This window comes from Nonomuraea turcica, from assembly GCF_030718205.1.
GTDB lineage: Bacteria > Actinomycetota > Actinomycetes > Streptosporangiales > Streptosporangiaceae > Nonomuraea.
The window spans coordinates 230520-244851 of record NZ_JAUZQF010000018.1 but is presented as its reverse complement, the minus strand read 5'-3'; the positions used below and the strand labels follow the sequence as shown (position 1 = coordinate 244851).

The following is a 14332-nucleotide window of genomic DNA, read 5'->3' as shown; positions in this document are numbered from 1 at the left end:
CCCGCTCAGCGCACCGCGTAGGCGCGGATCACCTCCTGCGTCAGCGAGTTGCCTGCGACGTCGGCGGCGGTGAGCCGCAGTGAGACGAATCCAGAGGGCGACCGGTCCAGCGTGGTCTCGTAGCTCCGGTCGCCCTTGTCGCGCAGGCGGGCCGGCCGCCAGGTGGCGCCGTCGTCGTACGACACCTCCAGCGACACGCTCTTGACCGCGCTCTGCTCTGCGCCCTCCTGATGGGAGAGGGTCAGGCCCAGCCTGCGCGAGGCGGCCCGGTTCGTCAGGTCCACCGGCGCGTCGAACGTGGCCAGCAGCAGCGGGATCACCGTGGTCTGCGCGGCCCGTTCCGAGCTGAACGTCCAGACGGCCTTGGTGCGGGTGGACATCCTGGCCCACTCGGCCTCGTTGATCAGGTCGTACTCGATCCGGTACGCCGACCGCCCGGCCGGCAGCGTCGCCGTGCCCGAGGGCAGGTGGTTCGTCTGCAGCAGCAGCGTGTCGTCCCGGTAGAGCCGGAAGCTGGTCTTCAGGCCGCGTTCGTACGGACTGGTGTACGCCTCGCCGTAGTTGCCGCCCGCGTCCACGAAACCCTGCATCGAGATCCGCAACCGGTCGCCCTCCCTGCGCAGCGGGTTGCGCGGGTTGACGCCGGGCAGCAGCGGCTGCTTGAACACCGTGCGGCTCACCCGCTCCCCCGCCTGGTAGGGGCGGAAGTCGGGCGAGGAGGCCGAGACGCGCGGGGTGTCCGGGTGCGGCCACATGTTGTTGTAGGACCGCTCCGGGCTGATCGCCGACGAGCTCCACCGCACCTCGGGGTCCGGAGTGACATAGTCCACCCGGGTACGCGGCACCTTGGCCATGGGGTGGTTTGTGGAGATCGACAGGGTGTCCCACGGCTCGAAGGCGAACCTGGTCTCGTTCACGGTCACGTCGTCGGCGAGCTGGCTGTGATAGCCGGTCTCGATCCTGGCCAGCTCGCTTGCGCGGACCACGTACTGGAGCCGGTCGCGAACTCGGCCCTTCTCACGCAGGTAGAGGTCGTACACGTACGGGCTGGCCACGACACCCTTGGCCAGGACCGGCACCGGCCGCTCGATGAGCCGCAGACCCTCTTCGTGGGTGAGCCGGACGGTCGGGACGGCGAGTTTGACCTTGTTGCCGCCGGTGGTGACGTCGGTGCCGGGCCGGTCGCTGTAGACCGCCACCATCGCGGCCCCGGCGGCCGCGGCCGCGTTGGCCTGGGCGGAGACCGGCACCCCGTCGGCGCGCCGGATGACGGCCAGCTTGCCCCTCAGATCGCGGGCTTGGATCTCCTCGGCGGTGCCCCGGCCGGCGTCCACGGCCATGAGCAGCCGGGTGCCGTCCAGGCGCGGGTATTCGGTGGAGAAGTCGCTGAACTGGACCGGGTCCACGTACTGCGGCTCCAGACGAAGTCCTGGCGCGGTGAAGGCGATGTCCGGAGCTTTCAGTCGCCAGCGGGTGGCGACGGTGAAGACGCCCTTGGTGACCTTCCTGGTGGGCTGGACGAACAGCCGCTCCTCGATGTGCGCGCCGGGCGAGATCGTGGTGCCGCCGCGCAGCGCGGTGCCCTGCTCACCGGAGCGATACCACATGAGGGCGGCGGCCGCGCCGGTGTTCCGCTTGGTCTTGTGGTCGGGTGTCTCGATCTCGACCTCGACGGCCTTGCGGGCGTCCAGCACGACCTCGGTGTTCTCGGTGATCTCCATTTCCGGGTCGCCGAGGAGGCTCTCGTTGAGCGGCTTGCCGGCGGCGGTGCTGTCCTGGGTGGCCGGCATGGTGAAGACGTGGCCGAGCACGGAGTAGGTGCCGGGCTTGACCAGCAGGCAGGTGCCGGTGCCGTACTTCTGGTCGGTGCACGGCTGCGCCGGGTTCCCGGGGAGCACCCGGCCGACCAGGGTGCCCTCGTCGAGGTTGAGCACGGTGAAGCCGCCGCGTGCGGTGCGGCCGTCCCTGGCGATGCCGCGTACCCGCAGCTCGACGCGCCGGTCCTCGACGACACCCGTCAGCAGGGTGCGTACGGGCCGGCCGCCCGCGACGGCGGCCGTCAGCTCCTGGCGCAGCCGACCCGGCTCGGCGGCCGTGACCGTGACCGTGGCCTCGGCCGTTCCCGACGGGGGGACGGTCAGCTTCGGGGGCTGGACCGTGAACGCCGCGCCGCTGGTCAGGTCCAGCTCGGCAGGCGCCTGGCCGAGGTTGCGGTAGGTCACGGTGATGCTCTTGCGCTCGCCCGTGCCGAGCCGGCCGAAGTGGGCCGAGCCGAGCGAGGCCACGACGGAGCCCTTGAGCGCGGCGGCCACGTCGATGCGGCCCGCGCCCTGCGCGTCGACCGGGATGTCCCTGCCCGCTGCGGCGGTGGCCATGAGCAGGGATTTCAGCTCGCCGCCTGTGATGCCGGGACGAGCTTGGCGCAGCAGCGCGGCGGCACCCGCGACATGCGGAGCGGCCATCGAGGTGCCGGACATCGCGACGTGACCGCCGCCGGGCTCAGCCGCGGTGATGCCCACGCCTGGCGCGGTCACGTCCGGCTTGACGGCCTGGTCGGCGGCGACGGGGCCGCGATTGGAGAAGCCGGCGAGCCGGTCCTCCCGGTCCACCGCGCCGGCCGTCAGCGCCTCGGGGGCGTCGCCGGGGGTGCCCACGCACTGGTCGCAACCGTCGTTGCCGGCCGCCACGACGAACAGCGTGCCATGCTGCTTCGTCAGCCGCGAGAGCGCGTCGGTGAGCGGGCCGCCCGCCTCGCGGGCGCCGAGGCTCAGGTTGACGATCTGGGCGTGCTGCTCGCCGGCCGCCCATTCCATGCCGTCGATGATCCAGGAGGACAGGCCGTGGCCGGTGGAGTCCAGCACGCGGCCGCTGATCAGTCGCGCGCCGGGCGCGACGCCCTTGGCGCCCGCGACCGTGGAGGCCACGTGGGTGCCGTGGCCGTGGGGGTCGTCCGTGACGTTCGCGCCGGCGAAGTCGCGCCGGTCGGCGACCCGGCCGGCGAGGTCGGGGTGTTCTGCGTCCACGCCGGTGTCGAGCACGGCCACGGTCGTGCCCGCGCCGTCGTACCCGGCGGCCCGCGCCGCGGGAGCGCCGATCTGCGGGACGCTGTATTCGAGCACCGGCTTGACCTTGCGGTCGAGCCAGATCTTCGACACGCCCGCCAGCGGTCCCGTGGCTCGGGCGCGGGCCAGTTTCGTCAGCTCGGCACCCAGCCTGGGGGTGTCGGCCGCGGCCACCGTGACACCCGCGCCGCCGATGCTCTCCAGCGTCCGGACCTGCTTCACGGCCGGGATCGCGGGCTTGGGCGTGGGCCCCGCGTAGTCCAGGATCAGCGGGAGGTCGGCGCCGTACCCCTGGCCGGCCAGCTCCGTCACGTCGAACAGCGCGCTGTCGAGCCGCTCCGGCACCAGGGCGGCCACGTCGTCGGGGATGACGCTCACCGCGCCGTCCGCCTCCAGCACCTGGAACGTCGGCACGGAGCCGTCGGCCCGCGGCGCGGGGGTGACCGTCACCGTGCTGTGCTCACCGTCCACGGCCGTCACCCGCACCCGGTCACCGGTGATCAGCGTGATCTCGTCGCTCGCCGCGCCGGAAACCGGAAGCGACGCGGCGGACGCGTGCGCGCCAGGCACCGAGAGCGGCGCGGCGATCATGGCCAGGACGCCCGCCACCACGGTGCTCCGCCGCCATCGCCCTGTCCCACGCGGCATGGACGACCTCCACAGAATCGGTAAGCATGAATACCGAATTCCTAGTCATCCTGACCAGCCATTGTCTATGAGGTCGGTGTGGCCAGATCCCGACTTGTCGTAAACCCGCCAGCAAGCTCAGCCGCCGAGCAGGGTGGTCGCCAGCCTGGGCGCGTACGTGGCGTGGAAGACCAGTGAGGCGGCGCCGATCGCGGCGGCGTCCGCGGCGATCGGCGAGGTCTCCACGCGCACGGTGTGCAGCCGCCGGGCCAGCGCCCGGCTCGCCGTGGCCGCCGCGATCACCTCCCGGTAGATCTCCCCCACCTCCCTGAGCGCGGGCCCGCCGAGCACCAGCAGGTCGATGTCCAGCATGTTCACCACGCTCACGGCGGCATCGGCCAGCCGCCCCGCCACCCGTTCGATCACCTCGCGCGCCGCGGCCTCCCCTCGCGCGGCGGCAGCGCAAATGTCGGCATGCGAGAAATGTCCCCCCATCGCGGCCTCGATGGCGCTCGGCGAGCAGATTGCCTCCGCGCACCCCCGATTCCCGCAGTGGCACTCGGGCCCGTCCGGCTCGACCGTGATGTGCCCGAACTCGGCGGCGTTCATCGACCGCCCCCGATACACCTGGTTGTCCAGGAAGATCCCGCCACCGATGCCGGTGCCCAAATAGAGGTAGGCGAAGCTGGGCGTGGTCCGCGCGATCCCGGCCCACCGCTCCCCGATCGCCGCGGCGGTCGCGTCGTTGTCCACGGTCACCGGGAACCGCGTGTGCTCCCGCAGCAGTTTCTTGATCGGCACCTGCTCCCATGCCGGCAGCCGCGGCGGTGACACCATCACGCCGTCCCCGTCCAGCGGCCCGGGACAGGCCAGCCCCACCCCCAGCACCTTCCCGTCCGGCACCCTCGCCTCACGCAGGATCCGTCGCGCCGCCCTGGCCATCTGCCGGATGACCGCCTCCGGCTTGAGCCCCGGCCGCACGGCCAGGTGCGAGCGGGCCACCGGCCGCCCCGCCAGGTCGGCGAGCACGCACGAGATCTCCTTCGGATCGAAGTGCACGCCGACCGCGTACCCGGCGGCCGGATCAACGCGCAGGATCGTCCTCGGCTTGCCGCCGCTCGACGGCGCCGAGCCGTCCTCCACGACCAGGCCCTCCTCCAGCAACCTGCGCACGATCACGGAGACCGTCTGCGCGGTGAGCCGGGTGCGGGCCGCGATCTGCACCCGGCTGATGCCGTCGGAGGCCTGAACGGCCTCCAGCACCACGGCCCGGTTGTAGCTGCCGATCTTGGGCAGGTTCGTGCCGAGCTGCATGTCAATATGTCAACACAAAGTATTGACTAAGTAAATCAAAAAGATTTACCGTCACGTCAACCCAAGGCAACACGGGGAGGCCGTGATGAAACGTCCGCTGGCCGGTTCCCTCCTGCTCCTCGCGGTCGTCGCCGGCTGCGGCGCCGACCCCGCGCAGGACACCTCCGGCAGCAAGGAACTCGAAGTCCTCTACAGAGTCGAGCCGACGTGGCCGCATCTGGAGAAGATGCTCACCGGCGCGAAGACGCAGTACGAAGCCGCCCACCCCGGCGTCAAGGTCAAGCTGACCGCGGTCCAGGGCACCAACGAGGCCTACTACACCAAGCTGGCCCTGCTCAACCGCTCCCCCGACTCGGCGCCCGACGTCTACTACCACGACACGTTCCAGGTCAACGCGGACGTCGCGGCGGGCAAGCTGGCCCCGCTCGACGACTACCTGGCCAAATGGCCCGACTGGAGCAGCCAGTTCCCCGACTCGGTCAAGCAGGCCGCCATGGGCGGTGACGGCAAGGTCTACGGCGTTCCGATCAGCACGGACACGCGCGGTCTCTGGTATCAGAAGGACGTCTTCGCCAAGGCCGGACTGCCGGTCCCGTGGGAGCCGAAGACTTGGAACGACGTGCTGACGGCGGCCCGTACGATCAAGCAAAAGGTCCCCGGCGTCATCCCCTTCGCCATGTACTCCACGAAGATCCACGGCGAGGCGTCGACCATGCAGGGCTTCGAGATGCTCCTGTACGGCACCCCGGGCGGCACCCTCTACGACGAGACGCAGAAGAAGTGGCTGGCCGGCGGCAAGAACTTCACCGACTCCCTGACCTTCATCAACACCATCTACCGCGAGGAACTCGGCCCCAAGCAGGCCGACGCGCACAACGCCAAGCTCGGCGACAAGATCACGCTCGAGTGGTTCCCGGGCGCCGAGCTCGGCATCTCCCTCGACGGCGCCTGGGCGTCCTCCGCGTGGAAGGCGACCGGCACGAAGCCGTGGCCGGAGTGGACGGAGAAGATGGGCTGGACGCGCATGCCGACGCAGAACGGCGAGCCGCCGGGCGCGGTCAGCATGTCGGGCGGCTGGGTGATCGCGATGAGCGCCTACGCCAAGAACAAGCAGGAGGCGTTCGACTTCATCACGGTGGCCACCAACAAGGAGAACTCGACGGCGTACTCGGTCGGCACCGGCGACCTGACCGCCCGCAAGGACGTGGCCGCCGACCCGAAGTACAGCGAGGGCAACCCGAGCATCAAGTTCTGGACCGACCTGGCCTCGGTCACCCACTACCGGCCCGCCTTCGAGGAATACCCGAAGGTGTCCACCGAGGTCCAGGAGGCCATGGAGGCGGTCACAACGGGCGCGCAGACCCCTGAGGAGGCGACGGCCGCGTACGTCCAGGCGCTGCCCTCCGCCGTGGGAGGCCCCGACAAGGTCCTGGCCCGATGACGGTCGCCACCGCGCCGCAGTCCCCGCCCGTGACGAGCCCGCCCGTGCGCGGCCCGGCGCGGCGCGGGGTTCTGCGCTGGCTCCTCCCCCTCGGCCCGGCCCTGGTCATCCTGGCCCTGTTCCTGGCCGGGCCTATCCTCTGGAGCGTCTACATCGCGTTCACGAACGAGACGCTCACCGGCTCGGCGTCGGTGAACTCGCGATTCGTGGGCCTGGCCAACTTCATCAAGCTCTTCGGCGACCCGACCTTCCTCAACTCGTTCTTCCTGACGTTCGTCTTCGTCATCGGCTCGGCCGTCATCGGCCAGAACACCCTGGGCCTGATCATCGCCCTTCTCCAGCGCGGCCGCGGCCGGGTGACCCGCAGCGTGGTCAACGGCGTCGTGATCGCCGCCTGGGTGGTGCCGGAGGTCGTGGCGGCGGCCTGCTGGTTCTCCTTCCTGGCCGAGGAGGGCACGCTCAACACGGCGCTCGGCATCGAGCAGGAATGGCTCTACACGGCGCCGATGCTCGCGGTCATCCTGGCCAACATCTGGCGCGGCACGGCGTTCTCGATGCTGGTGTACTCGGCGGCGCTCTCGGAGGTCCCCGCCGACCTGGTGGAGGCCGCCGCGGTGGACGGCGCCGGGCCCGGCCGCCGCCTGCTGCACATCACGCTGCCGCTGATCCGCCGCTCCATCATGGCGAACCTCATGCTGATCACCTTGCAGACCCTGGCCAGTTTCGGCCTCATCTACGCCCTCACCGGCGGCGGCCCGGGGACGGCCAGCCAGACGACGCCGCTGTACATGTACGAGCAGGCGTTCCGCTACTTCGAGATCGGCTACGGCTCCGCGATCGCCCTCGTCATGCTGGTGATCGGAGCCCTGTTCTCGCTGATCTACCTGCGTTTGATCAAGGTGGAGGACGCATGATGCGGCTGGCCGCGAGGGGCGCGGCGGTGCTGGCCCTGCTGCTCATCGCCCTGGCCTTCCTGGGGCCGTTCCTGTGGGTGCTGATCGCCTCGGTCCAGCCGGAGGCCACCTTGTCCGCCACGCCCACGCTCACCTTCTCCCTGGACAACTTCGAAGCCGTCCTGACCTGGGAGACGATCATCCTTCCGCTGATCAACTCGATCGTCATCTCGGGCTCGACGGCGATCCTGACCGTCCTGGTGTCGGGCCTGGCGGCGTATCCGCTGTCGCGTTACCAGCTGCGCTACCGCCGCCACTTCATGCTGACCCTGCTGTTCACCACCGGGCTGCCGGTGACCGCGATCCTGGTGCCGGTCTACGCGATGTTCTTCCGCTTCAACCTGTACGGCTCGGTCCCGGCGATGGTGTTGTTCCTGACGGCGAGCTCGTTGCCGTTCTCCATCTGGATGATGAAGAACTTCATGGACGGCGTGCCGGTGAACCTGGAGGAGGCGGCCTGGGTCGACGGGGCCGGCTGGATCCGCTCCCTGACGGCCGTCGTCGGCCCGCTGATGGCCCCGGGCATCGCCGTCGTCGCGATCTTCGTCTTCGTCGGCCAGTGGGGCAATTTCTTCGCCCCGTTCGTCCTGCTGGACACCCCGGAGAAGCAGCCGGCCGCGGTCACCGTCTTCACGTTCTTCTCCGAGTACGGCCAGGTCGCCTACGGTCAGCTGGCCGCCTTCTCCATCCTCTACACCGCCCCGGCCGTGGTCCTCTACGTCGCGGTCAACAAATACCTGGCCGGCTCCTTCAGCTTCGCCGGCTCGGTGAAGGGCTGAAGGCAGGTAGTCCTCACTTACCAGGGATAGTTGAAAGGCGTACGGTTGACGCATGGCCGCAAACCCCGACCCGGTGCACTGGCGCGGCGTGCACCATCTCGCCCTGGTGACCGCGGACATGGACGCCACCGTGCGGTTCTGGCACGGTGTGCTCGGCGCCCGCCTGGTCACCACCCTTGCCGTGCCCGCGTTCAAGCACTACTTCTTCGAGGTGGCGCCGGGCAACACCGTCGCCTTCTTCGAGTACGCGGACCAGCCGCTCGACAGCTTCGCCAAGCCCGCGGGCGTGCCGTACGCCAAGGCAGCGCAGTTCGATCACCTGTCGCTACACCTGCCGGACGAGGACGCGCTCAACCGGATGCGCGACCGGCTCAAGGCGCATGGGTGCGAGGTCACCGACGTCATCGACCACGGGTTCCTGCGGTCGATCTACTTCAGCGACCCCAACGGCATCGCGCTGGAGGCGTCCTGGTGGACCATCGACCCGACCGGCCGGCCGGTGGACTACGCCGACGAGCGGCTGTTCGCCGACCCGGATCCCGTTCCCGCCGTGCGCGAGTTGCGTGACCACGGCGAGCTGCGCCACACGGTCGCCACCCGTCTGGTGGACGGCATCATCGAGGACCTCAGGCGCGAAGGGATCACGCTGGAGCCTTGACCACCCCCGGATCGCTCCCGGCCACGATCCCGCAGGTGCTCGCCGCCGCCGCCGGCGGCGAGCGCCCGTGGTTGCACGGCGACTCGATGATCACGTTCGCCGAGGCCGCCGCCTTGGTGGGCGGCGAGGCGCAGGCCCTGGCCGCCCGGGGCGTGCGGCACGGCGACGTCGTCATGCTCGTGGCCAGGACCACCCCGCGAGACCTGATCTGCTGGCTGGCTCTGACCACGCTGGGCGCCATCAGCCTCCCCGTGAACCCGCGCAGCACTGACCGCGAGCTGGACGCCCTCATGGAGCAGGCCAAGCCGGCCCACGTCATCCGTGACCCCGGCCCATGGCCACGACCCGCCGACCTTCCTCCGGACCTGGTGAAGCCGGACGATCTGGCCGCGCTCATCCCCACCTCCGGCACCACAGGCCGCTCCAAACTGGTCATGCAGACCCACCGGGCGTACGCGCTGGCCGGCCAGGGCTTCGCCCACTGGCTCGGCCTGACCGGCGCGGACCGCCTGATGACGTCGCTGCCGCTGTTCCACATCAACGCCCCGGCCTACTCGGTCATGGGCTCGCTGTCCTGCGGCGCCGGCCTGGTCCTCCTGCCCCGCTTCTCGGCCGGCTCCTTCCTGGACGATGCCCGGCGGTACGGCGCCACCGAGTTCAACGCGATCGGCGCCATGCTGGAGATCCTCATGCGGCAGCCGGAAAGGCCGGACGACGCCGACAACCCGCTCAAGCTCTGCTACACGGGCCCGGCACCGGCCCGCGAACGGCAGTTGGAGATCGAGCGCCGCTTCGGCCTGGAGATCGTCGTCGGCTACGCCCTGTCGGAGACCCCGTACGGGCTGATCTGGCCCCGCGGCGCCCGACCCTACGAGACCCTGGGCACGCCCCGCCAGCACCCCACGCTGGGCACGATCAACCACGCGCGGGTGGCTGAGGACGGCGAGCTGCTCCTGCATAACCCCGCTGTGACGCCCGGATACTGGGGCATGCCCGATGAAACCGCCAAGGCCGTCAAGGACGGCTGGCTGCACACCGGCGATCTGGTGACGGCCAACCCCGACGGCACCTACACGTTCGTGGCCCGCAAAAAGGAGGTCATACGGCGCCGCGGCGAGAACCTTTCGCCCTTGGAGGTCGAAGAGGCCCTGGAAGCCCACCCCGACGTGCTGGAGTGCGCGGTGATCGGGGTCCCGTCCGAGCTGACGGACGAGGAGGTGAAGGCGTTCGTGGTCGCGGCTCCGGGGCGCGAGCTGGACCTGGCGGCCCTGCGTGACTGGACGGCTGAGCGGCTGGCTCCGTACAAGGTGCCGAGGTTCTGGCAGCGGCTGGACACCCTCCCCCGGACGCCCACCGCGCGCGTGGCCAAGCACCAGCTGCCGGCGGCCGGAGGGCACGACCTGGGGTGAGCGCTGAGCGAACTCCGCGACCGCTGCCGGCGGTCAGCCGGTGACCAGCCGCTCCACGAGCCGCCGGTAGTCGTCCTTCATGGGCAGATCCCACTCCACGTGCACCCGCCGCCGCTGGGTGACCACGTCCACGCCGCGGAGGGGGTCGTGCCCCTGATGGTCGTGCGTCTCCCACCACAAGGCGATGCCGCGGCGCTGCCAGGCAGGCAGCTCGTTGAAGTTCACGCCGTGCTGGAACAGCAGCTCGTTCTTGTCGGCGACCGTGGTGTGTTCGAGCAGCTTGCCGGCCTGCCGCGCCGTCCTGCCGTCCCTGCGCAAGGTCCAGTAGCACCAGCCGTTCAGTGCGCATCTGGCGGCGTCGGCCTGCCGCCACGACATGTAGTCGACGACGTCCTCCACCGAGCTGCCCAGCCAGACCCTGCTGTCGAAGTGCACCGGCTCGCCCGCCGCGTGCGTGAAAGCCGCCGAGGCCACGCCTGCCGAGATCGACACCAGCTTTTCCGCCTCCCGCCCGAACAGGTCAAAGGAGGGAGGCAGCACGAGAGAGATCTCATCGCTCTGCGCATAGGCGTAACACCCCTGGAACTCCTCCAGCAGGCTCCGCGCCGCGACTGCCATCAACTCGCGGAAGCGCACGTCGAAAGGCTTGTCGAAGCGGCCTTCCGTGTAGCGGGAGAATGCGCGCCCATCCACCCGCACGATCGCCCACGCACCGGGCAGCAGCGTCAGCGAGTGAAACCACTCCCGCGCCCGCATCCCCGCCTCCAACCGGTCGCCCCTCATCCCTCCTCCTTCCGCACGAGAAAGCCACCGCGCCCGTCGAACTCCACCACGGCCACCTCGTCGAACCCGTCGGCCACCCGGGGGCGCCGCATCCGCCTGTACGTCGAGAAGACGCCCACCTCCGGCACGCGCGCCCGGCCGAGCCGTTCCGCGTTGCGCTGGAGAGATCCCTTCAGGTTCGGCGGGAACCAATAGGCCACCACCCGCGCCCCGTGCTCCCGCCCGGTCACGATCAACGGCCGCCACTCCTCGGGTGAAGGATTGGTGTTGTCGACCGCCACGTTCCGATCCTCCTCCAGCGCCTCACGGATCAGACGGAGCTGGCGTCGCTGCCGGTGCCGCGCGTTGGGGAAATCGTCCTTGGTCACATGGGCATGAGTGGCAGCCAGGCATCGCCGGTAGAAGGCGGATTTACCGGAAGCCTGCAGGCCGATGAGAACGGCCACTTCCCGATCAGTCATCACCCCACATTACGGGCCAACCGTAACAGCACGCGGCCGCCGGTATGCGCACCGGCGGCCCACGGCTCTAGATACGGAAGAACAGGTTCAGGTAGCGGTCGGCGATCGCCAGGTCGCCCCTGACGGTGCCGGCGTTGCTGCGCCCGAACGTCGTGAGCACCATGCTCCCCGCGTCGAACTCGATGACGGTCGGCAACCCGCCCAGGTCACCCTGCTCGTACGTCATCCCGCCCGGCCCCACCGACACGCGGAAGTCTCCGCCGTTGACCCCGCCCACCCGGATGCCGAGCTCGAACGGCGTCGTCAGGTCCGCCTCCTGCCTGATCGTGGACTGCCAGAGCACGAACATGAACGGCACCAGCAGATCGGCCGCCTCCCCCGACAGCCCGTGCGCCCGGCCGGTCCCCTGCCGGATGTCCCAGGAGTGCACGGCGTAGTCCATGAGCTGGCCTGCCGCGTAGAAGTACGCGGGCAGCGGGCCCATGTAGAAGTGCGGGACGGTGAGCCCGGCCCATTCGTCCTCGCCGAGCTCGCGCAGGATCGCCTGCATCTGCTCGAGGTCCGTCTTGAGCCGGTCGAGCAGCTCCTTCTGCGGGATCCCGCGCAGCGCCACGGCCTGCTCGTTGACCCGATCGCCCATCCCGGGCAGCCCGTACGCCGCGCCGAAGTCCTGGCTGCGTCGAGCCGCGTCGAACGCGGCGAAGTATCCCTCGGTCGTGTCGACGATGTGCGCGACCACGTCACGCGTCGTCCAGCCTGGGCAGGCGGTCGGCGCCTCCCATGCCTCCTCCGGTTCGGCCAGCGCGAACAGCCGATCGGCCTCGTCCCTGACGACCCGCAGGATGGTGTCCTTGCCCGCGTACGAGGTGGCATCCCATTCGTTCATGCCGTTCACCTCCTATGGCGAACGACAGACCTCGACGGTTTAATTGTCAATATCTTCGGCAGAGAGAATCCCCTGGGCGGCAGGAGAAGCGCCCAGGGGATTCGCGGAACATCAGGCGCAGGTGTATCCGGAGAGCGTCTGAGTGTTCCCGTTCGGCCGGCTGACCTGGAACCCGAAGCTGGTGCTCGCGTTCGGGGCCAGGTTGCCGTTGTAACCCGCGTTCTTGGCGGTGACGGTCTGCCCGCTCACCGTCACGTCGGCGTTCCACGAGCCGGTGAGCGTGTGGCCGGCGGGCAGGGTGAAGGTGACGGTCCAGCCGGTGATGGCGGACGTGCCGGTGTTGGTGACGGTCACCGGCTGCACCACGTACCCGGTGCTCCACTGGGTCTGCACGGTGCCGGCCGCGGTGCAGGGGCCCCCGCCACCCGGTCCCGACAGCGTCGTGAACGTGGCCAGCGGCGAGTTCCCCGACAGGTTGCCGGCGCCGTCACGGGCCCGCACGTAGACCTGGTACTGGGTCTCGGAGCTCAGCCCGGTCAGCGTGGTCGAGTTCGTGGTGCTCTGGCCGAGCAGCGTGTCGGTGGCCCCCTGCTCGCGGTAGATGTTGTAGCCGGCCAGCCCGCTGCCGCCGCTGTCGGTGGAGGCGGCCCAGGTCAGGGCGGCCGAGTTGGACGTCACGTTGCTCGACGTGGGTGTGCCCGGCGTGGTCGGCGGCGTGGTGTCGGTGGTGGTGCCGCCGGCCAGCGCGTCGTGCACGGCGTTGTACGACGGCTTCGCCTGGTAGCTCTCGTTGTAGATCAGCGCGGCGCCCTGGCCCTGGAAGGTGTCCGGCACCCACGAGTACTTGTCGGTGAAGCCCCAGATCGTGACGCCGGCGCAGGCGGTCACCGCCAGGCAGGCGTTGACGACGTTGCGGTAGTAGGTGGCCTGGGTGGCGTCCTTGGTGGCGTCCCTGGGCATCTGCATGCGCACGTCCAGCTCGGTGATGCGGACCTGGACGCCGAGGTCGGCGAAGCGCTGCAGGTTCTGCTGCAGGTCGTTCGGGAAGCCGTACTGGATCGCGAGGTGACCCTGGAAGCCCACACAGTCGACGGGCACGCCCTGCTGGCGCAGCGACGAGACCAGGTTGTACATCGCGGTGCTCTTGGCATTGATGCCCTCGACGTTGTAGTCGTTGATGCACAGCCGGGCGTTGGGGTCGGCGGCGCGGGCGGCGCGGAAGGCGTCGGCGACAAAGCTCTGGCCGAGCGTGTTGTACCAGAACGAGGAGCGCCAGCCGCCGTTGTCGTCGAAGATCTCGTTCACCACGTCCCACGAGACCACGGTCGCGTTGTCGGCGTAGCGGCCGACGACCTGGCTGATGTGGTTCTGCATGGCGGTGCGCATGGCGCTGGCGCCGAGGTTCTGCACCCAGCTCGGGGTCTGGCTGTGCCACACCAGGGTGTGGCCGTGGACCTGCTGGTTGTTCTGGGTGGCGAAGTTGACGATGGCGTCGGCGCCGGAGAAGTTGAACTGGCCCTGGCTGGGCTCGGTGGCGTCCCACTTCATCGCGTTCTCGGCGGTGACCTGACTGAACTCGGTGGCCGCGATATTGCGGTAGGAGGTCTCATTGGACAGCGGGCTAGTGGCGAGCGCCGCCCCGATGAACTTGCCCTTGGCGGAGGCGTGCGTGCGCAGGGACGCCGACGCGTCGGCCGAACTGGCGGGCAGGAGGAAGGCTAAGGACATCCCCGCCAAGGCGAGGACTCTGGCGAACGAGGACGACAGCACGAACATCTACCTCCGGAGGCAGGCACTCGACCCGAAAGTTTCGATCCCGCTTGGATCGCACCGCAGACGGTATTGACATGCAAGTGAGCGGTCAATGCCGGTCGCGGGCAGTCGCTAAAGCAGCAGTTGGGCAGCAGAAACTATCGGCGCATAGATGAAACTTTCACGGCCGCGGGGTTCTAGCGCGAC

The 14332-nt window shown here is 69.7% G+C and carries 11 protein-coding genes; 5 read left to right on the top strand and 6 right to left on the bottom strand.

The annotated features are described in order from the left end of the window. Positions 1–5: 5 nt before the first annotated feature. A complete protein-coding gene (locus Q9G87_RS39615) occupies positions 6–3710 on the bottom strand; it encodes a S8 family peptidase (RefSeq protein ID WP_305921716.1) in 3705 nt (1234 codons plus the stop codon). Between the two features lie 117 nt (positions 3711–3827). Further along, complete coding sequence (locus Q9G87_RS39610; protein ID WP_305921715.1) at positions 3828–5003, bottom strand: ROK family transcriptional regulator; 1176 nt, start codon at positions 5001–5003, stop codon at positions 3828–3830. Positions 5004–5088: 85 nt separating this feature from the next. On the opposite strand from Q9G87_RS39610, the gene Q9G87_RS39605 reads away from it, so the two are divergent. From Q9G87_RS39605 to Q9G87_RS39585, 5 genes are read left to right on the top strand one after another with little or no spacing between them, the layout of a single operon-like run. After that, the gene (locus Q9G87_RS39605; RefSeq protein ID WP_305921714.1) at positions 5089–6444 is read left to right on the top strand and encodes an extracellular solute-binding protein; all 1356 of its coding nucleotides are present in this window, start codon (positions 5089–5091) and stop codon (positions 6442–6444) included. After that, positions 6441–7358, top strand: a complete 918-nt coding sequence (locus Q9G87_RS39600; RefSeq protein ID WP_305921713.1) for a carbohydrate ABC transporter permease — start codon at positions 6441–6443, stop codon at positions 7356–7358. Before Q9G87_RS39605 ends, Q9G87_RS39600 begins: the two co-directional genes overlap by 4 nt. Then, the gene (locus tag Q9G87_RS39595; RefSeq protein WP_305921712.1) at positions 7355–8176 is read left to right on the top strand and encodes a carbohydrate ABC transporter permease; all 822 of its coding nucleotides are present in this window, start codon (positions 7355–7357) and stop codon (positions 8174–8176) included. The genes Q9G87_RS39600 and Q9G87_RS39595 overlap by 4 nt, the downstream gene beginning before the upstream one ends. Positions 8177–8228: 52 nt before the next feature. Beyond that, on the top strand, positions 8229–8834 hold the full coding sequence (locus tag Q9G87_RS39590; protein WP_305921711.1) for a VOC family protein: 606 nt from the start codon (positions 8229–8231) through the stop codon (positions 8832–8834). After that, on the top strand, positions 8831–10243 hold the full coding sequence (locus Q9G87_RS39585; protein ID WP_305921710.1) for an AMP-binding protein: 1413 nt from the start codon (positions 8831–8833) through the stop codon (positions 10241–10243). Before Q9G87_RS39590 ends, Q9G87_RS39585 begins: the two co-directional genes overlap by 4 nt. A 33-nt stretch (positions 10244–10276) precedes the next feature. On the opposite strand, the gene Q9G87_RS39580 is transcribed toward Q9G87_RS39585, so the two are convergent. The 4 genes from Q9G87_RS39580 to Q9G87_RS39565 form a co-directional block, all read right to left on the bottom strand. Then, positions 10277–11026: a tRNA(His) guanylyltransferase Thg1 family protein gene (locus Q9G87_RS39580; RefSeq protein WP_305921709.1), complete on the bottom strand. Its 750-nt coding sequence runs from the start codon at positions 11024–11026 to the stop codon at positions 10277–10279. Further along, positions 11023–11487, bottom strand: coding sequence for an AAA family ATPase (locus Q9G87_RS39575; protein WP_305921708.1), 465 nt, complete (start codon positions 11485–11487; stop codon positions 11023–11025). The genes Q9G87_RS39580 and Q9G87_RS39575 overlap by 4 nt, the downstream gene beginning before the upstream one ends. 67 nt (positions 11488–11554) lie before the next feature. Next, positions 11555–12373: a maleylpyruvate isomerase family mycothiol-dependent enzyme gene (locus tag Q9G87_RS39570; RefSeq protein ID WP_305921707.1), complete on the bottom strand. Its 819-nt coding sequence runs from the start codon at positions 12371–12373 to the stop codon at positions 11555–11557. Positions 12374–12484: 111 nt separating this feature from the next. Beyond that, positions 12485–14149: an endo-1,4-beta-xylanase gene (locus tag Q9G87_RS39565; RefSeq protein WP_305921706.1), complete on the bottom strand. Its 1665-nt coding sequence runs from the start codon at positions 14147–14149 to the stop codon at positions 12485–12487. Positions 14150–14332: the final 183 nt, after the last annotated feature.